Origin of the sequence: Streptomyces sp. NBC_00210 (genome assembly GCF_045160975.1) — a bacterium.
Lineage (GTDB): Bacteria > Actinomycetota > Actinomycetes > Streptomycetales > Streptomycetaceae > Streptomyces.
Window position 1 is genome coordinate 1,882,022 of sequence record NZ_CP108120.1, and the last position, 20,560, is coordinate 1,902,581.

At 69.2% G+C, this 20,560-nt stretch carries 19 protein-coding genes; 10 read left to right on the plus strand and 9 right to left on the minus strand.

Annotated elements, in window-relative coordinates:
• The first annotated feature begins 44 nt into the window (after positions 1–44).
• The 6 genes from cysD (at position 45) to OG729_RS08545 (ending at position 6,137) form a co-directional block, all read left to right on the plus strand.
• Entirely contained in the window at positions 45–983 is a 939-nt protein-coding gene (gene cysD / locus OG729_RS08520; protein WP_360869072.1) for a sulfate adenylyltransferase subunit CysD, read from the plus strand.
• Positions 984–985: 2 nt separating this feature from the next.
• Positions 986–2,341, plus strand: a complete 1,356-nt coding sequence (locus OG729_RS08525) for a GTP-binding protein (protein WP_360869075.1) — start codon at positions 986–988, stop codon at positions 2,339–2,341.
• 219 nt (positions 2,342–2,560) lie between these two features.
• Positions 2,561–3,679 carry an aliphatic sulfonate ABC transporter substrate-binding protein gene (locus OG729_RS08530; protein WP_405805286.1) on the plus strand — a complete coding sequence of 373 codons (1,119 nt, stop codon included), beginning with the start codon at positions 2,561–2,563 and terminating at the stop codon, positions 3,677–3,679.
• A 34-nt stretch (positions 3,680–3,713) separates the two neighbouring features.
• Entirely contained in the window at positions 3,714–4,505 is a 792-nt protein-coding gene (locus tag OG729_RS08535) for an ABC transporter ATP-binding protein (RefSeq protein ID WP_405805288.1), read from the plus strand.
• The gene (locus OG729_RS08540; RefSeq protein ID WP_360869083.1) at positions 4,492–5,391 is read left to right on the plus strand and encodes an ABC transporter permease; all 900 of its coding nucleotides are present in this window, start codon (positions 4,492–4,494) and stop codon (positions 5,389–5,391) included. Before OG729_RS08535 ends, OG729_RS08540 begins: the two co-directional genes overlap by 14 nt.
• Positions 5,392–5,399: 8 nt before the next feature.
• The gene (locus OG729_RS08545; protein ID WP_405805291.1) at positions 5,400–6,137 is read left to right on the plus strand and encodes a sirohydrochlorin chelatase; all 738 of its coding nucleotides are present in this window, start codon (positions 5,400–5,402) and stop codon (positions 6,135–6,137) included.
• Positions 6,138–6,141: 4 nt separating this feature from the next.
• Here the strand turns inward: OG729_RS08545 and OG729_RS08550 are convergent, their stop codons facing one another.
• On the minus strand, positions 6,142–6,735 hold the full coding sequence (locus OG729_RS08550) for a TIGR03086 family metal-binding protein (protein ID WP_405805293.1): 594 nt from the start codon (positions 6,733–6,735) through the stop codon (positions 6,142–6,144).
• Positions 6,736–6,906: 171 nt separating this feature from the next.
• Between OG729_RS08550 and OG729_RS08555 the strand changes: the two genes are divergently transcribed.
• Positions 6,907–7,011, plus strand: coding sequence for a hypothetical protein (locus tag OG729_RS08555; protein ID WP_405805295.1), 105 nt, complete (start codon positions 6,907–6,909; stop codon positions 7,009–7,011).
• On the opposite strand, the gene OG729_RS08560 is transcribed toward OG729_RS08555, so the two are convergent.
• The 3 genes from OG729_RS08560 to OG729_RS08570 form a co-directional block, all read right to left on the minus strand.
• On the minus strand, positions 6,995–7,384 hold the full coding sequence (locus tag OG729_RS08560; protein ID WP_360869092.1) for a nuclear transport factor 2 family protein: 390 nt from the start codon (positions 7,382–7,384) through the stop codon (positions 6,995–6,997). The two genes, OG729_RS08555 and OG729_RS08560, sit on opposite strands and share 17 nt — an antisense overlap.
• Complete coding sequence (locus tag OG729_RS08565) at positions 7,377–7,925, minus strand: DUF1697 domain-containing protein (RefSeq protein ID WP_405805297.1); 549 nt, start codon at positions 7,923–7,925, stop codon at positions 7,377–7,379. The genes OG729_RS08560 and OG729_RS08565 overlap by 8 nt, the downstream gene beginning before the upstream one ends.
• Before the next feature lie 77 nt (positions 7,926–8,002).
• Positions 8,003–9,202, minus strand: coding sequence for a S8 family peptidase (locus tag OG729_RS08570; protein ID WP_360869097.1), 1,200 nt, complete (start codon positions 9,200–9,202; stop codon positions 8,003–8,005).
• Between the two features lie 372 nt (positions 9,203–9,574).
• On the opposite strand from OG729_RS08570, the gene OG729_RS08575 reads away from it, so the two are divergent.
• Positions 9,575–11,842, plus strand: coding sequence for an MMPL family transporter (locus OG729_RS08575; RefSeq protein ID WP_405805299.1), 2,268 nt, complete (start codon positions 9,575–9,577; stop codon positions 11,840–11,842).
• Positions 11,843–11,981: 139 nt separating this feature from the next.
• Here OG729_RS08575 and OG729_RS08580 read toward each other — a convergent pair whose 3' ends face one another.
• Genes OG729_RS08580 through OG729_RS08590 form a run of 3 tightly spaced genes read right to left on the minus strand, consistent with a single transcriptional unit; the run spans position 11,982 to position 15,069 of the window.
• On the minus strand, positions 11,982–13,274 hold the full coding sequence (locus tag OG729_RS08580) for an extracellular solute-binding protein (RefSeq protein WP_405805301.1): 1,293 nt from the start codon (positions 13,272–13,274) through the stop codon (positions 11,982–11,984).
• Positions 13,274–14,116, minus strand: a complete 843-nt coding sequence (locus OG729_RS08585) for a carbohydrate ABC transporter permease (protein WP_360869106.1) — start codon at positions 14,114–14,116, stop codon at positions 13,274–13,276. Before OG729_RS08585 ends, OG729_RS08580 begins: the two co-directional genes overlap by 1 nt.
• Positions 14,113–15,069: a carbohydrate ABC transporter permease gene (locus OG729_RS08590; RefSeq protein ID WP_405805303.1), complete on the minus strand. Its 957-nt coding sequence runs from the start codon at positions 15,067–15,069 to the stop codon at positions 14,113–14,115. Before OG729_RS08590 ends, OG729_RS08585 begins: the two co-directional genes overlap by 4 nt.
• A 114-nt stretch (positions 15,070–15,183) precedes the next feature.
• Between OG729_RS08590 and OG729_RS08595 the strand changes: the two genes are divergently transcribed.
• Positions 15,184–16,035, plus strand: a complete 852-nt coding sequence (locus OG729_RS08595; RefSeq protein WP_405805304.1) for a phosphotransferase enzyme family protein — start codon at positions 15,184–15,186, stop codon at positions 16,033–16,035.
• Positions 16,036–16,095: 60 nt separating this feature from the next.
• Here the strand turns inward: OG729_RS08595 and OG729_RS08600 are convergent, their stop codons facing one another.
• Entirely contained in the window at positions 16,096–16,818 is a 723-nt protein-coding gene (locus tag OG729_RS08600; protein ID WP_405805306.1) for a 3'-5' exonuclease, read from the minus strand.
• Positions 16,819–16,894: 76 nt separating this feature from the next.
• A complete protein-coding gene (locus tag OG729_RS08605; protein WP_360869118.1) occupies positions 16,895–18,127 on the minus strand; it encodes an SAV2148 family HEPN domain-containing protein in 1,233 nt (410 codons plus the stop codon).
• Positions 18,128–18,438: 311 nt separating this feature from the next.
• On the opposite strand from OG729_RS08605, the gene glgX reads away from it, so the two are divergent.
• Positions 18,439–20,559 (plus strand): glycogen debranching protein GlgX, encoded by a 2,121-nt coding sequence (gene glgX / locus OG729_RS08610; protein WP_405805308.1) that lies wholly within the window; start codon positions 18,439–18,441, stop codon positions 20,557–20,559.
• The last annotated feature ends 1 nt before the right edge of the window (position 20,560 follow it).

A 20,560-nucleotide genomic window follows, 5' to 3' on the forward strand; every position in this document is an offset into this window, starting at 1 on the left:
CCTCTGCGCCGCGCGGGCGGAGAAGCGAACGAAAGGTGCGCCGGATGACGACCAGCGTCAACGTTGTGAGCGAAGGCACCGACAGCCCGTACGCCCTGTCACACCTGGACGCTCTGGAGTCCGAGGCGGTGCACATCTTCCGCGAGGTGGCGGGCGAGTTCGAGCGGCCGGTGATTCTCTTCTCCGGCGGCAAGGACTCGATCGTCATGCTGCATCTCGCGCTGAAGGCGTTCGCGCCCGCCGCGATCCCCTTCTCGCTGCTGCATGTCGACACCGGACACAATTTCCCCGAGGTGCTGGAGTACCGCGACCGTACGGTGGCCGCACATGGGCTCCGGCTCCATGTCGCCTCCGTACAGGACTACATCGACAGCGGAAAGCTGCGCGAGCGTCCCGACGGCACCCGCAACCCGCTGCAGACCGTGCCGCTGACCGAGGCCATCCAGCACCACCGCTTCGACGCGGTGTTCGGCGGCGGCCGCCGGGACGAGGAGAAGGCCCGCGCCAAGGAGCGGGTGTTCTCGCTGCGGGACGAGTTCTCGCAGTGGGACCCGCGCCGCCAGCGCCCGGAGCTGTGGCAGCTCTACAACGGCCGGCACGCGCCGGGCGAGCATGTGCGCGTCTTCCCGCTGTCCAACTGGACCGAGCTGGACGTCTGGCAGTACATCGCCCGCGAGAACATCGAGCTGCCGGAGATCTACTTCGCGCACGAGCGTGAGGTCTTCAAGCGGTCCAGCATGTGGCTGACCGCCGGTGAGTGGGGCGGCCCGCGCGAGAACGAGGTCGTCGAAAAACGGCTCGTCCGCTACCGCACGGTCGGCGACATGTCCTGCACGGGCGCCGTCGACTCCGACGCGACCACGCTGGACGCCGTCATCGCCGAGATCGCCGCCTCGCGTCTCACCGAGCGAGGCGCAACCCGCGCCGACGACAAGATGTCCGAGGCCGCGATGGAAGACCGCAAGCGCGAGGGGTACTTCTAGTCATGACGAGCACCACCGAACCCACCGAGCCGCTGTCGGTCGAGCAGTTGTCGGCGACCACCCTGCTGCGCTTCGCCACCGCGGGCTCTGTCGACGACGGCAAGTCCACCCTTGTCGGGCGGCTGCTGCACGACTCCAAGTCGGTCCTGACCGACCAGCTGGAGGCCGTCGAGCGTGTCTCCCAGAGCCGCGGCCAGGACGCCCCCGACCTCGCCCTCCTCACCGACGGCCTGCGCGCAGAGCGCGAGCAGGGCATCACCATCGACGTGGCGTACCGGTACTTCGCGACCGCGCGCCGCCGGTTCATCCTCGCCGACACCCCCGGCCACGTGCAGTACACGCGGAACATGGTCACCGGCGCCTCGACCGCCGACCTGGCCGTAGTCCTCGTGGACGCCCGCAACGGTGTCATCGAGCAGACCCGCCGCCACGCCGCCGTCGCCGCACTGCTGCGCGTCCCGCACGTCGTCCTCGCCGTCAACAAGATGGACCTCGTCGACTACAAGGAGTCCGTCTTCGCCGCGATCGCCGAGGAGTTCACGGCGTACGCCTCCGAGCTCGGCGTCCCTGAGATCACCGCGATCCCGATCTCGGCGCTCGCCGGTGACAACGTGGTGGACGCCTCCGCGAACATGGACTGGTACGGCGGCCCCACGGTCCTGGAGCACCTGGAGACCGTGCCGGTCAGCCACGACCTGGCCCACTGCCACGCGCGCTTTCCCGTGCAGTACGTGATCCGCCCGCAGACCGCCGAGCACCCCGACTACCGGGGATACGCAGGTCAGATCGCGGCCGGTACGTTCCGGGTCGGCGAGAGCGTGACCGTGCTGCCGTCCGGCCGCACGACGAAGCTCGCCGGGATCGACCTGCTGGGCAAGCGGGTCGACGTCGCCTGGACCCCGCAGTCGGTGACCCTCCTGCTCGAGGACGACATCGACATCTCGCGCGGCGACCTGATCGTGCCGAGCAAGGACGCGCCCCCGACCACCCAGGACGTCGAGGCGACCGTCTGCCACGTCGCCGACCAGCCGCTCACCGTCGGCCACCGGGTGCTGCTCAAGCACGGCACCCGCACGGTCAAGGCGATCGTCAAGGACATCCCGTCCCGGCTGACCCTCGACGACCTGTCCCTGCACCCGCACCCCGGGCAGCTGGTCGCCAACGACATCGGCCGCGTCAAGATCCGTACCGCCGAGCCGCTGCCGCTCGACTCGTACGCCGACTCCCGCCGCACCGGCTCGTTCATCCTGATCGACCCGGCCGACGGCACCACGCTCACCGCGGGCATGGTCGGCGAGTCCTTCGCCAGCCCCGAGCCGGTCAAGGACGAGGCCGACGACGAGGGCTGGGACTTCTGATGACCACGGACTTCTACGCGACGTTCGCGAAGGAGGGCGGCCGCGTCGGCAGCGGCGCCCTCGGCGCGGGCACGGGCGGGGTGGCGCGATGTGCGCGATGACGTACGCGCACTGCCTGCGCGCCCTCACCCCCCGCGCCCTGCACAAACGAAGACCGCCGACATCCCGGCCGCGTCCGACGTGACGTAAGAACCGGGCCTCCGAGAGGAAATGCCTCCCGTGCCTGCCACCCGTACGACCCTGCGCCGCAGTCTCGCCGCTGCCGCCGCCCTGCCGCTGCTCGCCGTGGCGCTCACCGCCTGCGGCTACGGCTCCGAGGCCAAGAAGGACGACGACGCCGCCCCGGCCGCCAACGCGGACGCCAAGAAGCTCTCGGCCTCCGAAGTGAAGATCGGCTACTTCGCCAACGTCACGCACGCCACCGCCCTGGTCGGTCTGGGCAAGGACGGCCTGATCCAGAAGGAGCTCGGCGGCACGACCGTCAAGCCCGCCGTCTTCAACGCCGGCCCCGCCGAGATCGAGGCGCTCAACTCCGGTGCCATCGACATCGGCTGGATCGGCCCCTCGCCCTCGATCAACGGCTACACCAAGTCCAAGGGCAAGAGCCTGCGCATCATCGGCGGCTCCGCCTCCGGCGGTGTCTCGCTCGTCGTGAACCCGAAGAAGATCAAGTCCCTGGACGATCTCAAGGGCAAGAAGATCGCGACGCCGCAGCTCGGCAACACCCAGGATGTCGCGCTTCTCAACTACCTGGCCGAGAAGGGCTACAAGGTCGACGCGACGTCCGGCAAGGGCGACGTCTCCATCGCCCGTACGGACAACAAGGTGACCCCGGTCGCCTTCAAGTCGGGCGACATCGACGGCGCCTGGGTCCCCGAGCCCACCGCCTCCAAGCTGGTCGCCGAGGGCGGCAAGGTCCTGCTCGACGAGAAGACCCTCTGGCCGGACAAGAAGTTCGTCATCACGAACCTGATCGTCTCCCAGAAGTTCCTCAAGGAGCACCCGGACGTCGTCGAGGCCGTGCTGCGCGGCTCGGTCAAGACCAACGCCTGGATCAAGGCCAATCCCGAGGACGCCAAGAAGGCGGTCAACGCCGCACTGGAGAAGGAGACGGGCAAGGCGCTGCCGGCCGAGGTCCTCGACCCCGCGTTCAAGAACGTCGACATCCTCAACGACCCGCTGGCCTCCACGCTGCGCAGTGAGGCCGACCACGCGGTCAAGGCGGGGCTGCTGAAGGAGCCGGCCCTGGACGGCATCTACGACCTGCGCCTGCTCAACAAGGTGCTGAAGGCTGCCGGACAGCCCGAGGTCGACGACGCCGGTCTCGGCGCCAAGTAAGCAAGCAACCGCACGCTCTCAGGAGGTGACGCTCATGGCCAGCACGCTCACCAAGGCCGTCGACGACGAGATCGCGGTGTCATACGCCGCGCGTATCACCCATGTCTCCAAGTCCTTCGGCCGTCCGGGCGCCCAGCAGCTCGTACTGGACGACATCAGCATCGATGTCGCACCCGGCGAGTTCGTCACCCTCCTGGGGGCCTCCGGTTGCGGAAAGTCGACCCTGCTCAACCTGGTCGCGGGGCTCGACCGGCCGTCCGCCGGGGAGATCGACGTCCCCGGCGGCCGTCCGGCCCTGATGTTCCAGGAGCACGCGCTGTTCCCCTGGCTCACCGCCGGGAAGAACATCGAACTCGCACTGAAGATGCGCGGTCTGCCGAAGGCGGAGCGGCGGACCGAGGCCGAACGGCTGCTGGAGCTCGTACGCCTCAAGGGCGCGTACGGCAAGCGGGTGCACGAGCTTTCGGGCGGCATGCGCCAGCGTGTGGCCATGGCCCGCGCAATTGCGCAGGCCAGTCAGCTGCTGCTGATGGACGAGCCGTTCGCGGCACTCGACGCCATCACCCGTGACGTCCTGCACGACGAACTGACCCGCATCTGGCGGGAGACGAACCTGTCCGTCCTCTTCGTCACCCACAACGTGCGTGAGGCAGTCCGGCTCGCGCAGCGGGTCGTACTGCTCTCGTCCCGCCCGGGCCGCATCGCCCGCGAATGGGAGGTCGGCATCCCGCACCCCCGCCGAATCGAGGATTCCGCAGTCGCCGATCTCTCCGTCGAGATCACTGAACAGCTCCGGGGGGAGATCCGCCGACATGGCCAGCACTGACATGAAGCAGCAGCCGACCGACACCGAACCCGACCAGCTCGCCGGTCTGGAGGCGGGGCTCGACGCCCTGGACACACAGGCCACCCAGCGTGTGCCGCTGGGCAAGACGCTGCTGTCCAAGGCCGTACCGCCGATCGTGGCCATCGCGATCGTGCTGGTGGCCTGGCAGCTCGCCTACCACTTCGAGGTGAAGGAGCACTATCTGCTCCCGAGCCCGGCGGATGTGGGCCGCACGCTCCAGGACAAGTGGCTCGACGGCACACTCCTCGGCTATGTGTGGACGAGCCTGTCCCGCGGCGCGCTCGGTTTCCTCATCTCCGTCGCGGTCGGCACGCCGCTGGGGCTGATCGTGGCCAGGGTGAGGGTCGTACGGGCCGCGATCGGGCCGATCCTGTCCGGCCTGCAGTCCTTGCCGTCCGTCGCCTGGGTGCCTGCCGCGATCATCTGGTTCGGCCTGACCGACGCCACGATCTACGCCGTCGTGCTGCTCGGTGCCGTGCCGTCGATCGCCAACGGCCTCGTCTCGGGTGTCGACCAGATCCCGCCGCTGTACCTCCGGGCGGGACGGGTGATCGGTGCGACCGGAATCCAGGGCGTACGCCATGTGCTGCTCCCCGCCGCGCTGCCCGGGTACATCGCGGGCCTCAAGCAGGGCTGGGCGTTCTCCTGGCGCTCGCTGATGGCCGCCGAACTCATCGTCAACGCCGCCGATCTGGGCGTGGGGCTCGGGCAGCTGCTGGAACAGGGCCGCGAACTCCAGGACATGTCCTGGGTCCTCAGCGCGATCCTGCTGATCCTCGTCGTCGGCATCGGAATCGAGCTGCTCCTCTTCGCCCCGCTGGAGCGACGCGTCCTGCGCAGTCGCGGACTCCTGGTCAAGAACTGAGCCACCTCATGCACAACCCCGTCCTCCTCGTCATCGCCCACGGCAGCCGCGACCCGCGGCACGCAGCGACCGTGCACGCCCTGGTGGAGCGTGCCCGGTCGCTGCGGCCGGGGCTGCGCGTGGAGAGGGGCTTCCTGGACTTCAACGCGCCGTCCGTGCCGAGGGTGCTGGAGCGTCTTGCGGCCGAGGGGGTACGGGACGTGGTGGCGCTGCCGCTGCTGCTGACCCGCGCCTTCCACGCCAAGGCCGACATCCCCGCGGTGCTGCGGGCCGCTCCCCCGGTCCTGCGTATCCATCAGGCCAAGGTGCTCGGCCCGTCCCCGCTTCTCCTGTCCGCGCTGGAGCGGCGGCTGTACGAGGCCGGGCTCGGCCCGGCCCAGAAGCGCTCGACGGGGCTGGTCCTGGCCTCGGCGGGCTCCACAGACCCGGAGGCGATCGCAGTGATCGCTGAAATCGCGCGGGAGCTGCGGCACACCGGTTGGTGCGCCGTGCGGCCTGCGTTCGCCTCCGCATCTCTTCCTCGCACCGAGGACGCCGTGCGGCAACTGCGGGCCGAGGGCTGCGAGCGGGTGGCGGTGGCCCCTTACGTCATCGCGCCGGGCCGCCTCCCGGACCGCATCGCTCAGGGCGCCCGGGACGCCGATGTACTGGCCGATGTCCTCGGTCCCGCCCCTGAGCTGGCGCGGCTGCTGCTGGAGCGCTACGACGAGGCGCGGACGCGGACGCTCGTCGCGGCGTCGGCCTAGGCGCCTAGGCCCAGGCCTTCGGGTCGGCGCCCTTGGGGTCGCGGCCGCTCCTCGCCAGGGCCCGTTCGAAGGCGGTCGCGCCGTCCGCCGTCGCCACCGGGTCCGCGAAGCCGTCGTACTGGCGATAGACCTCGGCGTGTTCGTCGACGACAGCGAGGACGAACTCGCCCGTCTCGTCAGGAACCTTGAAGTCCTGGCCCGTGGAGCGGGCCAGATCCCAGCCGTGCAGGGCGAGTTCCTTGACGATGAGCGAGGCGATCTCGGAGGCCGGCATCCTCGTGAAGCCGAGGTCCACCTCGCCCTCCCAGGCCGCCGGGTCCCGCCAGGCGGCGAGGGCACGGTCGAGCTGGGTGGCGTACTGCCGTGCCCAGTCGGAGTCCGCGGTGAAGTCGTGCTGTGTGAGCTCTTCGGGGAGCTGCTTGCGCAGCGCGCGGTGCTCCAGGCCGTGCGAGGAGTACAGGACGAGGTGGTTGACGAGGTCCCAGACCTTCCAGTCCGCGCAGACGGAGGGCTCGGACAGCGACTCGGCGCGGACGCCGCGGGCTACGCGGGCCGCTTCGGCGGCGCAGACGGTCAGGTGCGAGTGGATGCTGTTCATGCCCGGGAAGCTATGCCCGGGAGTCCCGGCCGGTCTTGAAAGAACGCGACAGCGCGGTCGCCTCGCCGCCGTGGAGCACATGTGTACGAGACGTGGGTACGGTCCAGCTGACCGGGCCCGGGTACGAGCAGGGGGCAGATCGCGCCGGCCTGGCTGCTGCACCGTTCGCCTGTGCTGTGTCCGACGCCGGGCACCGGTTGCGTCGGACATCTGGAGGAGAACCTGCGGGCGGCGTCGGTCCGGCTCACCGATGAGGACGTCAGAGCCCTTGGATGATGCCGGCCTCGCCCGTGAACCGCGTGCCCTGGTGGAAATAGAGCAGCCAGCCGTCCATCGTCAGCCGCCACAGGGAGCTGCGGTGGGCCCGATGCGTGCCCGAGTCGGTGTCGAAGGTCAGATGCACCACATCGGGCGCGAGCTGGGCGCCCTTCATACCTGATGTGGTGACCGGCCGCGGCGATGGTGAGTCCAGCCCGGTGACGGCCGCGATGATCGAGTCGCGGTCCCAGATCCGGCCCGAGGTGCCGAACTCCCGGTAGTCCGGGTGGAGCAGGCCGGCCAGCCGCTTGGGCGACAGGCGCACCGCCGGGTCGAGGAGGCTCAGTTCCGCCTCCATGGCGGCGCTGACGGCTTCCGTGGGGTCAGTCACGGGTCAGCTCCACCAGTTTCACCACGGTGTTCCAGTTGCGGCTGGTCGCGACGATGCCCTTGAACAGGCTCGGCCTTCCCAGCGCCTCCGCGAGTTTGGAGCGGCCGAGGCCGTTCGGCGCGTACAGATACAGCGCGCGGTCGCCGAGCCGGAACTCCTCCGGCACAAATGCCGCCGGGTCGATCGACGCGAGCCGCTCGGGGCCGACCGGCTCCGAGAAGTACGTGACATGCAGCTGCTTGCCCTCCAGCGAGGCGGCCGGGAAGGGGCAGTCGTCGGCCACCGCTCTCAGATACTCGTGGCTGCGCACCAGAGTGTCGACGGCGAAGCCGAAGCGCTTCTCGATAGCCCGCTCCAGAGCCCTGCCGAGCGCCTTCTCGTCGTCCGACTCGCTGGAGAAGACGGCGTTGCCGCTCTGCAGATACGTGGCCACGTCACCGTGGCCCAGTTCCTTCAGCAGTTCGCGGAGTTCGGCCATCGGGACCCTCTTGTGGCCACCGACGTTGATCCCGCGCAGGAGTGCCGCATACCTCGTGGTCATCGGCACACCATAAGGCGGCCGCCGTGCCCCGTGGGGGAGGGCACGGCGACCGCCGGCTCAGCGACTCGCTCCTTGGGTTACTCGACGACCTTCAGCAGCTTGTTGGGCGTGCCCGCGCTGGGGTTGCTGATCTTGTCGGGCGTGGCGCCGTCGGTCAGCGCCTTGGACACCTGCTCCGGGGTCGCGTCCTGGTGGGCGCCGAGGTAGACCGCCGCGGCGCCGACGACGTGCGGCGTCGCCATGGAGGTGCCGGAGATGGTCTTGGTGCCCTCGTCGCTGTCGTTCCAGGCCGAGGTGATCTCCGAGCCGGGAGCGTAGATGTCCACGATCTCGCCGAAGTTGGAGAAGTCCGACTGCTTGTCGTCCTCGGTGGAGGACGCCACGGTGATGGCCTCCTTGACGCGCGCCGGGGAGCCCTGGCTCGCGTCCGTGGACTCGTTGCCCGCCGCGACGGCGAAGGTGACGCCGGACGCGATCGCCTTGCGGACGGCCTCGTCGAGCGCCTCGTCGGCGCCGCCGCCGAGGCTCATGTTGGCGACGGACGGGCCCTTGTGGTTCTTGGTGACCCAGTCGATGCCCGCGACGACCTGCTCCGTGGTGCCGGAACCGTTGTCGTCGAGGACGCGGACGGCAACGATCTTCGCCTTCTTGGCGACACCGTACGTGGACCCGGCGATGGTGCCCGCGACATGGGTGCCGTGGCCGTTGCCGTCGTCCGCGGAGTCGTCGTTGTCGACGGCGTCGAAGCCGTGCGCGGCGCGGCCGCCGAAGTCCTTGTGGGAGATGCGGACTCCGGTGTCGATGACGTACGCCGTCACACCTTCACCGGCGCTGTCCGGGTAGGTGTACTTCTTGTCGCCTGCGGTGTCGGCCTGGTCGATCCGGTCCAGGCCCCACGACGGCGGGTTGTCCTGGGTTTCGTTGATCGAGAACTTCTTGTTCTGGACGACCTTGGCGACGGCCGGGTCGGCGGCGAGGCGCTTGGCCTCGGTCTCCGAAAGGCCGCTGGCGGAGAAGCCGTTGATGGCGGAGTTGTAGTTGCGCTGCAGCTTGCCGCCGTACTCCTCGGCCAGGTCCTGCTTGTCGGCCTTCTGGTCCAGCATCACGATGTAGCTGCCGGCGACGGCGCCTTCGGCGTTCGCGCCGTAGACGGTGCCCTCGGCGGGAGTCGCGGCTCCCGCGAAGGACGTGCCGAGTACGGTCACTCCGGCTGCGGCAGCCACGGCAGTTATGGCCGCGGTCAGCTTGATCCTGCTCGCGCGCTTGTGAGTTGCCATGAAGAGGGGACTCCTCGTCATTCAGTTTTTGTGGGGGGAATGGCTCGCGGACGAAATAATTCCGGGGGCCGACTCGAAACCCTGACCGATTGACGCGCGCAGATCAAGACCTTCATACAGCTGTGACTTACTCAACAAGGTTTCGTAATAAGAAATCGGCCAGGGCCTCACATATCCGACTTCACCCCCCAACCACCTTTAGATGTAAGGGGCTTCGATCCTTCTTTTCGGGGATGCGACCGGTCCCAAAGGAGTAGAGAGCGACCCGAGAGGTCACCGGCGAGCAGGAGGAGACGGCCTGAATGTGCCCGTAGTTTCTTAGCGGAGACGACGGTGCCTGACCGACGTCACGCTCGAGGGGGCAAGGCTGTCATGGGGAATGCAGGAGGGGGTCCGCGCGGAGTAGCCGCACGGGCAGGCGGATGGAGCGCGCAGCACCGCTGGGCCGCCGTGGGGATCTGGGTGCTGTTCGTCCTTCTTGCCATGGTGGCCGGTTCGGCTGTGGGCACCGTCAAGCTCAAGGACGACGAACAGCTGAAGGGTGAGACCACCCAGGCCGCGAAGATCACGGCGAAGGCGGGTGTCGAGGAGCCGGCCGGCGAGACGGTGCTCGTCCAGGCGCGCAACGGCTCGGTGAAAGCCACCGACGCGGGATTCCGCACGGCCGTCGACGAGGTGGTCAAAGCGGTCGGCGACACGGGTGCGGTCACCGCGGTGACGTCTCCGTACGACACCAAGAGCATCTCGAAGGACGGGCGCAGCGCGCTCGTCCAGTTCGATGTGCGCGGGGACCCCGAGACGGCGGGTGACCGGATCGAGCCCGTACTCAAGGCCGTTGCCAAGGTCCAGGACAAGCACAAGGAGCTGCGGATCGAGGAGATCGGCGGCGCCAGCATGCGAAAGACCTTCGATGACGCTTTCGGCGACGACTTCCAGCAGGCGGAGCTCTCGGCGGTGCCGGTCGCGCTCGGCATTCTGCTGATCGCCTTCGGTGCGCTCGTGGCCGCACTGCTGCCGGTGGCTCTGGCCATCACCGCGATCATGGCGACGACGGGGCTGATGGGCGTCGTCAGCCACTTCCAGCCGATGAGCGACAGCGCAAGCTCCGTGATGCTGCTGGTGGGTCTGGCGGTCGGCGTCGACTACTGCCTGTTCTATCTGCGGCGCGAGCGTGAGGAGCGGGCCGCGGGACACGACGCGCACACCGCGATGCAGATCGCCGCGGCGACCAGTGGCCGGGCGGTCATCGTCTCCGGTGTGACAGTGTGCGTGGCTATGGCCGGCATGCTCTTCACCGGCATCGGCACGTTCGAGTCGATGGGCCTGGCCTCGCTGATCGTGGTGGCCGTGGCGATGGTCGGCTCGGTCACGGTGCTGCCGGCGCTGCTTTCGCTGCTCGGCGAGCGGGTGGAGAAGGGGCGCATCCCGTTCCTGAACCGCAAGAAGCGTGGCGGCAACGGCACCGACAACGGCAGCCGCGTGTGGACCCGGGTCCTTCGCAGCGTACTGAAGCGTCCCGCGGTGTCGCTGGTGGTGGCCGCGGGAGCGCTGGTCGCCATCGCACTGCCCGCTCTCGGCATGAAGACGCAGAACCTCACGCTGGACCAGGAGTTCGGCGACTCGGTGCCGATCGTAGCGACCTACGGGCGGATCAACGAGGCGTTCCCGGGCGGTGCGGACCCGGCGGTGGTCATCGTCAAGGCGGACGACATCAACGCGGGGCCGGTGAAGCAGGGGATCGACGACTTCCGTAAGCAGGCGGTGAGTTCGGGCGCGTCCCGGGGGCCCATCGAAGTCGTCCGGCACGACGCGCAGGGCATCGCATTTGTATACGTTCCGCTGGTGGGCGGCTCCGACCAGGACAAGGCGGAGAAGAGCCTGGACATCCTGCGCAAGGAGGTTCGTCCGGCGACACTCGGCAAGATCGACGGGCTCCAGGCGCCGATCACCGGTCAGGTCGCGGGCTCGAAGGACTTCAATGACCAGCTCACCGGGGCCGTGACACCCGTCTTCGCCTTTGTGGTGGTGTTCGCCTTCATCCTGATGCTGCTGTCGTTCCGGTCGCTGACGATCGCGATCACATCGATCGTGCTCAACCTGCTGTCTGTGGGCGCGGCGTACGGCATCCTCACCGCGGTCTTCCAGCACGGCTGGGGAGCGTCGCTGGTCGGCGCCGAGGGCGTGGGCGCCATCATCACGTGGCTGCCGCTGTTCCTCTTCGTCATCCTGTTCGGACTCTCGATGGACTACCACGTGTTCGTGGTGTCCCGGATCCGCGAAGCGAAGGTGCAGGGGCGTGACACGCGGGATGCGATCACCCATGGCGTGGTGACGACGGCGGGCGTGGTGACGAGCGCGGCGGTCATCATGGTCGCGGTGTTCGCGATCTTCGGCACGCTGTCGATGCAGTCGATGAAGCAGATGGGCGTCGGCCTCGCGGCGGCGGTCCTGATCGACGCGACGGTCATCCGCGGGGTGCTGCTGCCGGCGATCATGGCGCTGCTGGGCGAGAAGAACTGGTACTTCCCGAAGTGGCTGCGGTGGCTGCCGGATCTGACGCACGACGAGTCGGCGGCGGCTCCGGTCCCGGTGGCGGGGCCACGCCACGACGACGACCGCCCGGACCCGGTGCGGGTCTGACACGGGGGTGAGGGGGCGGGGCCCGGTGTCGGGGCTCCGCCCCGCTCCTCATTCGCCGGCGAGGCTTGACTGCGGGGGCTCCGCCCCGCTCCTCAATCGCCGGAGGGGCTGGATTTTCCAGCCCCTCCGGCGATTGCAGTCAGCGCTGATACCGCGCCAGCACGTGATTCCCGTCCTTCACAAGCCGTCTACGCAGCTCGCTCTCGTCGATCGCGCCGCTGTAGTACTCCTGCAGCGCGGGCGTCGCCACCTTGTCCTTCCACTCCGGATAGCCCCGCACCGACTGCGCGGGCGCGGACCGCAGATCCCGTGCGAGCGCCGCGCCGGTGGCCCAGCCGTCCTTCTCGGTGTGCAGCGCGGGGTCCGCCAGCGCGCGCGTGCCGGTCGGCAGCATCCAGTCGCCCTTCGCGAGCCGCACCATGTTCTGCGGCTCCAGCATGAAGTCGATGAACCGCACAGCCTCCTTCTTGTACGGACTGTCCTCCGCGATCGAGAGCGTCTGCGGGCTCACCCCCTGAGCCAGACCTCCGTCCCCGGCCGGGGCGGGCAGCACCGTCCACTCGAAGCCCTTGGGCGCCTGCTGCACGATCTGCTGCCGGTACGAGAAGCCGAGCGGGACCATCGCGTACTTGCCGCCGAAGAAGCCGGGCAGGGTGTCGGAGCCGCCCGAGCCGAGAGTGGTGCGCGATGCGCTACCGTCGGTGTTGACCTGTGCGTTGATGGTTCGGGGCACCACCTGGTCGGCCACCTCGAAGCGGACCTGGACCTTGCCGTCCGCGCCGCGGTGGAAGACCTGGCCGCCGGTGGAGAGCGAGAGATTGAGAGTGGCCGAGACCGGCTCCTTGAGCGGCCAGGCGATGCCGTACTTCCCCTCCCCCATCTTCTGCGTCATTGCCTTGGTGACCTGCCGGAACTCCTCCCAGCTCCACGGCTGCCGAGCGGTCGGCACCCGCACCCCGGAGGAGTGAAGGATCTTCTTGTTGGCGATGAGGACGCGCGGTTCCTGGAGGAAGGGCACGCCGTAGACCCCCTTGCCGAAAGTCGCCGTCTGCCAGCTCTGCCGCGGGATGTCGGACCTGAGGCGCTGGGGCAGCAGCTCGCCGATATCGGCGAGATGGCCGCCGTAGGCGAAGTCGGCGAGGTCGTCGGAGGCGTCGTGGATGATGTCCGGCGCCTCGCCGCCCTCGAAGGCGGTCAGCAGCTGGTCATGGACGCTGTCCCAGCTGCCCTGGACGTACTTCACTTGGATGTCGGGATGACGCGCGTTCCACTCCGCCACCAGCTCCCTGTTGGCGTCGACGTACTCCTTCTGCCAAGCCAGCGACTGGAAGCGGAGCGTGACTCTCCCATCGGTGTCCCTGCCGTCGTCCGAACAGCCGGTCAGCAGCAGGGTGAGGGCGGCGGCCGCGGCCGTGAGCAGTCGTACCCGCATCAGCTCTTCACCGCCCCGGCCAGCATCCCGCCCGTGATCCGCCGCTGGATGACGGCGAAGATGACGAGCGAGGGCAGCGTCGCGAGGAACGCGGCCGCCGCGAGGGGCCCGAGGTCGGCGACGCCCTCCGCGCCGAGGAAGTGGGTGAGGACGACCGGCAGGGTCTGCTTCTCGGGGGTCTTGAGCAGGACGAGCGCGAAGAAGAACTCGTTCCATGCGGTGATGAAGGCGAACAGTGCGGTCGCGACGATGCCGGGCGCGAGCAGCGGCGCGGTGACCGAGACAAGGGTGCGGACCCGGCTCGCGCCGTCGACGGCCGCGGCCTCCTCCAACTCGCGGGGCACGGCCCGTACGTACCCGACCAGCATCCAGAGCGCGAACGGCAGCGCCCACACCACGTACACCATGATCAGGCCGGACAGGGTGTTGATCAGCTGCAGATTCTTCAGGACCAGGAACAGCGGAATGATCACCAGGACGAACGGGAACGCCTGGCTGACCACGACCCAGCCGGTGGCGGCTGTGGAGAGCTTGGTGCGGTTGCGGGCCATGACGTAGGCCATGGGGGTCGCGATCACCACGGCGACGATGGCCGCGGCCAGAGCCGCGACGAGGCTGTTGGCGGCAGCCTGGAGAAGGGGCTGTTCGTCGAAGGCCTGCCGGAAGTTGTCGAGGGTCGGGTCCTCGGGGATCCAGGCCGGGTGCAGCGAACCCAGTTCGCGCGGCGGCTTGAAGGCGGTGGACAGCAACCACAGGAAGGGGAAGGCGAGGAAGACGAGATAGCACAGGAGCGCGAGGTACTGGCCTGCGCGGGCGGACCTGCTGGTGCGGAGGGCCGTCACTTCTCATCGCCTCCCTTGAGCCGTCCTACGAGATAGAGGGCGAGCATCACCGAGATGACCGCGACCATGACGCAGCCCATGGCGGCGGCGTAGCCGAACTGGCCGTAGCGGAAGGCCTCTTCGTAGGCGAAGAGCATGGGCAGGCGGGTGCGGCCGCCGGGTCCGCCGCCCGTGAGCACATAGACCAGGGCGAAGGAGTTGAAGTTCCAGATGAAGTTGAGCGCGGTGATGGCGAGGGCGACGGGTCTGAGGGCGGGCCAGGTGACCGTGCGGAAGCGGCGCCAGGTGCCGGCGCCGTCGAGGGCGGCGGCTTCATGGAGTTCGTGCGGGGTGTTCTGGAGCCCCGCGAGGAGGGCGACGGTGGTCTGCGGCATACCGGCCCAGATGCCGACGAGGACGACTGCGGGCAGGGCGGTGGCAAGTCCGGAGAGCCAGTCGCGTCCGTCGCCGAGGCCGAGGTCGCGGATGGTCTCGTTGAGGATGCCCGCGTCCGGGTTGTAGACGAGCCGCCACATGATGCCGACGACGACCTCCGGCATGGCCCAGGGGATGATCGCGAGGGCGCGGGCGAGAAAGCGTAATCGGAGGTTCTGGTTGAGCAGCAGGGCGAGGCCGAGGGCCAGCGCGAACTGGGGGACGGTCACGCCGAGCGCCCAGAGCAGGCCGATCCTGAACGAGTCCCAGAAGAGGGTGTCGTGGACCAGGTCCTGGAAGTTGAGCGCCCCGATCCACTCGGTGGGTTCGGTGCGGCCGGCCTGGGAGTCGGTGAAGGCGAGTGAGATGCCGTAGAGCAGGGGGCCGACGCTGAGGACGAGGATCGGGATCAGGGCGGGGAGTACGAGGAACCAGGTTCCGTGATCCGGCTGCCTTCCGGCCCGTGGCCCTGGCCTCGTAGAGCGGGCCCTTGCGGGCCTTGGCTTTCCGGACCGTGGTGTGAGGCTCGCCAATGTCACGGATTCGACTCCTTCGGGCGGCTCATCCTGTTCCGGCCCCGGCGGCCCCCGTCATCGTGCTGACGGTCCGTCGGTTCGTCAAGGCAACCTGCATGAATGCGAGACTCTGTCGCCATGGATGAGACACAGGCCCGCGACGTACTGGCCGCTGCGGGACTGCCTGTCGGCGCGACGCTGCTGGCGCTGGGCGAGAACGCGGTGTTCGGGGCGGGCGAGGTGGTCGTCAAAGTCGGCCGGGACGCGGACCTGCTGGCGCGGGCGGACCGCGAGCTGGCGGTCGGGGCGTGGCTGGCCGAGGCGGGTGTGCCGGCGGTCCGGCCTGCGGAGCCGAAGGCGCGCCTGGTCGGGGGGCACCCGGTGACGGTGTGGCACCGGCTGCCGGACGCGGTGAGGGCGGCGGAGCCGGCAGACCTGGCGCGGCTGCTGCGGCTGGTTCATGCGCTGCCGTCCCCTGCCTTCCCGCTTCCGCGGCGAGAGTTGCTGGGGGGTGTGGAGCGGTGGCTGCGGCTGGCGGGGGACGCGATCGATCCGGCGGACGCGGCGTATCTGCGCGCCCGCCGCGACGGTTTCGCGGCGGCGGCGTCCGCGCTGACGCCCCACCTCCCACCGGGCCCGATCCACGGCGACGCGCTCCCCCGCAACGTTCACGTGGGCCCGGACGGGCCTGTCCTGGTCGACCTCGAGACGTTCTCGTCGGACTTCCGGGAGCACGACCTGGTGGTCATGGCGCTGACGCGCGACCGGTACGGCCTTGCGCCGGACGCGTACGAGTCGTTCACGGCGGCGTACGGGTGGGACGTGCGCGAGTGGGAGGGCTGCGGGGTCCTGCGGGGCGCGCGCGAAACGGCGAGCTGCGCGTGGGTGGCGCAACATGCCCCGACGAACCCGGCGGCGCGGGAGGAGTTCGCTCGGCGGGTCGGGTCACTGCGTGAGGGTGCGGAGAGGGTGCGCTGGCAAGCGTTCTGACGGTGCGAGGGCGGAAGCCTGCGGCGGGGCTTGAAAGCCCGCCGCAGGCGCAAGGCACCCTCAGCCCGCCGACGGCACCCGCTCCCGCACCGGCCACGACGCGTCCACCACCGCGTCCGCGCTGCCCTTGCGGCGCAGAAAGCGCTGGAAGTCCGTCGCCCACTCCGCGTACCACGAGATCTGGCGCTCATGCAGCTCCGCCGGTGTCAGCGAGGCCACCGCCTCGTGCCGTTCCGCTATCGCACACGCCACCCGGACCGCCGCCAGTGCGTCCGCGCTCGCGTCGTGGGCCGACTCCAGTACCACGCCGTATTCCGTGCAGACCGCCTCCAGCGTCCGCTTGCCCCTGCGGTAGCGGTCGACTGCCCGGTCGATCGTGTAGGGGTCGATCACCGGGCCGATCTCGCGGCCGCCCAGGCGGGCGCTCAGCGACGGCAGGCCGTGTCGCTGCAACTCGGCCGTCAGCAGGGTCAGATCGAAGGCCGCGTTGTACGCCACGACCGGCACGCCCTGCGCCCAGTACCCCGTCAGCGTCTGAGCGATCTCGTCCGCCACGTCCCGCGCCGGACGGCCCTCCGCCGTCGCGCGCTCGCTGCTGATGCCGTGGATCGCGGACGCCTGCGCCGGGATGCGGATCCCCGGGTCCGCCAGCCATCCGAGCCGCCGCACCGGCTCCCCCGGCCGGACCCCGACGATCGCGGCCGTCACGATCCGTGCCTCCAGCGGCTCCGTACCCGTCGTCTCCAGATCGAAGCCGACCAGCGGTTCCCCGTGCCAAGCCATCGTGGCCCCCTCCCTTGTGGTGCTCCCCGTGGTGCATCCCCCGTGGGTATTCACCCTCCCACGCGCCACTGACAACTCAGGAAACCGGCCGCGAGTCCGCCCACACGGACTCGAACTCTTCGCGATATGTCTGGAACAGCCCGTGCTCGCTGTCGTGGCCCGCACGCACGACCGCCCGACCGCCGCCCCGCAGTACCAGCACCGGCGCCTCCATGCCACGGGCCCGGCGCAGATAGGACTGGATGACGGCGAGGCCGTCCGGGCCGTCGCCGTCGACCAGATAGGCCGTGAAGCGCGGGGTCTCGTCGAAGACCTGGATCTCGAAGGCCCCCGGGTCCCGCAGCTTGGAGCGGACCCGGCGCATATGGAGGATGTTCATCTCCACCGTGCGGCTCAACTCGCCCTTTTTGAGGCCCAGTTCCCGCTCACGCCGCTTGACCGCGCTGCTCGCCGGGTTGAGGAAGATGAGGCGGACCCGGCAGCCGGACTCCGCGAGCCGGACCAGCCGGCGGCCGGAGAAGTTCTGGACCAGGAGGTTCAGGCCGATGCCGATCGCGTCGAGGCGCCGCGCGCCCCCGAACAGGTCTTCGGCCGGGAGCTGCCGTTGCAGCCTGACCCGGTCGGGGTGGACCGAGACCACGTCCGCGTAGCGGTCGCCGACGAGATCCTCCACCGCGTCGACCGGCAGCCGGTCCGCTGCGGCGACACCCGCACCGCTGCCGAGTATCTCGAGCAGCCGCGCGGAGGCCCGCTCCGCCTGCGCGAGGACCGTCTCGTTCAGCGCACGGTTGCGGGAGACCACATTGCGCGCGACCTCCAGCTCGTCCAGCGCCAGCTCCACATCACGCCGGTCGTCGAAGTACGGCTCGAAGCACGGCCAGTGCTGGACCATCAGCTCACGCAGCTGAGGAAGGGTCAGAAAGGACAGGACATTGTCGTCCGCCGGGTCGAGCAGATAGCCCTTGCGGCGCGAGACCTCCCGCACCGCGACCGCCCGCTGCACCCACTCCTGCCCGGCCGGGCCCGCCGCGGCCACCACCCAGTCGTCGCCGTGCACCGGTTCGTAGATCGGGCGGAGCACCGCGGCCACCACCGCCCGCAGCCGCTGCTCCACCAGGTTCAGCCAGATGTAGGCCCGCCCGGCACGCTGCGCGCGCGTACGGACCTCGCTCCAGGCGTCCGCGCCCCAGTCCAGTTCCGCCCCGATCTCCATCGGTCTGGCGAGGGATACCGCTCCGGGCGGCACATCGGCGGAGCCCCCCTCGTGACCTGCGTCACCTGGGGGTAGCTCCAGCCCTCCCGAGCTCACCCGTGCACCGCCTTCTCCGCCCCCACCCAACGATCAAGGAAGACTACTCCGCCTGTGGGAGGCGGTGCAGCAGGATGGGCAGTGTACTTTCCCAACTCCCTTGCCAATTCCTACCGTTCTGCCAGGCGAGATCTGCCGGAGTGAGCGGATTCATAGTGGTTGCTGCCACGGTCGATGCGGGGGCGAATCAAGGAACCCGATGTTGACCGCGTCGTCCGCGGTCACCGAGGCCACTTAGCGGCAATACTTTCGGTGAGGATCTGGGCCAAGTGCCCCCCAGCACCCGGATCAGAAGTGGAAGAGTCATATCTATGCAGGTCTGGCCGGGACAGGCGTATCCCCTCGGTGCCACGTACGACGGCGCCGGAACCAACTTCGCGGTGTACTCCGAAGCCGCGCGGCGCATCGAGCTGTGCTTGCTGCACGACGACGGCTCGGAGACCGCGGTGGAGCTGCGTGAGACCGACGCTTTCGTGCGGCATGCCTATCTGCCGGGCGTGATGCCGGGTCAGCGGTACGGATTCCGGGTCCACGGCCCGTACGAGCCCGAGCGCGGGCAGCGGTGCAACTCCGCCAAGCTGCTCCTCGATCCGTACGCACGTGCGGTCAGCGGCTCCATCGACTGGGGCGAGTCGGTGTACGGCTACCACTTCGGCAAGCCGGACTCGCGCAACGACCTGGACTCGGCGCCGCACACGATGACATCGGTCGTGGTCAATCCGTACTTCGACTGGGGCGACGACCGTCCGCCGCGTACCGACTATCACCGCACGGTGATCTACGAGGCCCATGTGAAGGGCCTGACGATGCTGCACCAGGAGCTGCCGCCGGAGCTGCGGGGCACCTACGCCGGTCTGGCGCACCCCTCCGTGATCTCCCATCTGACCGAACTGGGCGTCACGACGCTCGAGTTGATGCCGGTCCACCAGTTCGTCAACGACCACCGTCTGGTGGACTCCAAGCTGAACAACTACTGGGGCTACAACACCATCGGGTTCTTCGCACCGCACAACGCCTATGCCTCCTGGGGCGACCGCGGCGAGCAGGTGCTGGAGTTCAAGCAGGCGGTGCGGGCCCTGCACCAGGCGGGCATCGAGGTCATTCTCGACGTGGTCTACAACCACACCGCCGAGGGCAACCACCTGGGCCCCACGCTCTCCTTCCGGGGCCTGGACAACGCCTCGTACTACCGGCTGTCCGAGGATCCCCGCTACTACACGGACACCACGGGCACCGGGAACTCGCTGCTGATGCGCAGCCCCCATGTGCTGCAGCTGATCATGGACTCGCTGCGGTACTGGGTGACCGAGATGCATGTGGACGGCTTCCGCTTCGACCTCGCCGCGACACTGGCCCGGCAGTTCCATGAGGTGGACCGGCTGTCGTCGTTCTTCGACCTGGTGCAGCAGGATCCGGTGGTCAGCCAGGTGAAGCTGATCGCCGAGCCGTGGGACGTGGGCGAGGGCGGCTACCAGGTGGGGAACTTCCCGCCGCTGTGGACCGAGTGGAACGGCAAGTACCGCGACACCGTACGGGACCTGTGGCGGGGCGAACCGCGGACGCTCGCGGAGTTCGCTTCGCGGCTGACCGGCTCGTCCGATCTCTACCAGGACGACGGCCGGCGCCCGCTGGCCTCCATCAACTTCACCACCTGCCACGACGGTTTTACGCTGCACGATCTGGTCTCGTACAACGAGAAGCACAATGAGGCGAACGGCGAGGGAAACCGCGACGGCGAGAGCCACAACCGGTCCTGGAACTGTGGCGTCGAGGGCGACACGGACGACCCCGAAGTGGTCGATCTGCGGGACCGGCAGATGCGCAACTTCATCGCGACGCTGATGCTCTCGCAGGGCGTGCCGATGCTCAGCCACGGCGACGAGTTCGCGCGTACGCAGGGCGGCAACAACAACGCCTACTGCCAGGACAACGAGGTGTCCTGGGTGCGCTGGCCGGAGCCGGGCGCGGACGAGGACGGCACGCTGCTGGACTTCACCCGCGCGATGGTGTGGCTGCGGCGCGACCACCCGGTGTTCCGGCGGCGGCGCTTCTTCCACGGGCGCCCGGTGGAGGGGACGCACGACGAGCTCTCCGACATCGCGTGGTTCACCCCCGAGGGTGAAGAGATGGTCCAGCGGGACTGGCAGGCGGCGCACGCCAAGGCGCTGTCGGTGTTTTTGAACGGGCATGCGATTTCGGAGCCCGGGCCCCGGGGTGAGCGGATCTCCGACGACTCGTTCCTGCTGATGTTCAATGCGAGCGCCGAGGACCTGGACTTCGCGGTGCCGGTGAATCACGGGCGGCAGTGGCAGGTCGTCGTGGACACGGCACAGAAGGAAGGCGTCCCGCCGGGCCAGGGCCCGAAGGTGGCGGCCGGGGATCGGGTGCGGCTGGTGGGCCGGAGTCTGACGGTGCTGCGGCGACCCGCGTAGG

What these genes read in the sequence shown, in the direction of transcription:
- OG729_RS08575 (WP_405805299.1), top strand. Translation starts at nt 9,575, where the DNA reads ATGGGGAATGCAGGAGGGGGTCCGCGCGGAGTAGCCGCACGGGCAGGC.
- OG729_RS08545 (WP_405805291.1), top strand. Translation starts at nt 5,400, where the DNA reads ATGCACAACCCCGTCCTCCTCGTCATCGCCCACGGCAGCCGCGACCCG.
- OG729_RS08540 (WP_360869083.1), top strand. Translation starts at nt 4,492, where the DNA reads ATGGCCAGCACTGACATGAAGCAGCAGCCGACCGACACCGAACCCGAC.
- OG729_RS08580 (WP_405805301.1), bottom strand. Translation starts at nt 13,274, where the DNA reads ATGCGGGTACGACTGCTCACGGCCGCGGCCGCCGCCCTCACCCTGCTG.
- OG729_RS08550 (WP_405805293.1), bottom strand. Translation starts at nt 6,735, where the DNA reads ATGAACAGCATCCACTCGCACCTGACCGTCTGCGCCGCCGAAGCGGCC.
- OG729_RS08525 (WP_360869075.1), top strand. Translation starts at nt 986, where the DNA reads ATGACGAGCACCACCGAACCCACCGAGCCGCTGTCGGTCGAGCAGTTG.
- glgX (WP_405805308.1), top strand. Translation starts at nt 18,439, where the DNA reads ATGCAGGTCTGGCCGGGACAGGCGTATCCCCTCGGTGCCACGTACGAC.
- OG729_RS08535 (WP_405805288.1), top strand. Translation starts at nt 3,714, where the DNA reads ATGGCCAGCACGCTCACCAAGGCCGTCGACGACGAGATCGCGGTGTCA.
- OG729_RS08570 (WP_360869097.1), bottom strand. Translation starts at nt 9,202, where the DNA reads ATGGCAACTCACAAGCGCGCGAGCAGGATCAAGCTGACCGCGGCCATA.
- OG729_RS08565 (WP_405805297.1), bottom strand. Translation starts at nt 7,925, where the DNA reads ATGACCACGAGGTATGCGGCACTCCTGCGCGGGATCAACGTCGGTGGC.
- cysD (WP_360869072.1), top strand. Translation starts at nt 45, where the DNA reads ATGACGACCAGCGTCAACGTTGTGAGCGAAGGCACCGACAGCCCGTAC.
- OG729_RS08595 (WP_405805304.1), top strand. Translation starts at nt 15,184, where the DNA reads ATGGATGAGACACAGGCCCGCGACGTACTGGCCGCTGCGGGACTGCCT.
- OG729_RS08600 (WP_405805306.1), bottom strand. Translation starts at nt 16,818, where the DNA reads ATGGCTTGGCACGGGGAACCGCTGGTCGGCTTCGATCTGGAGACGACG.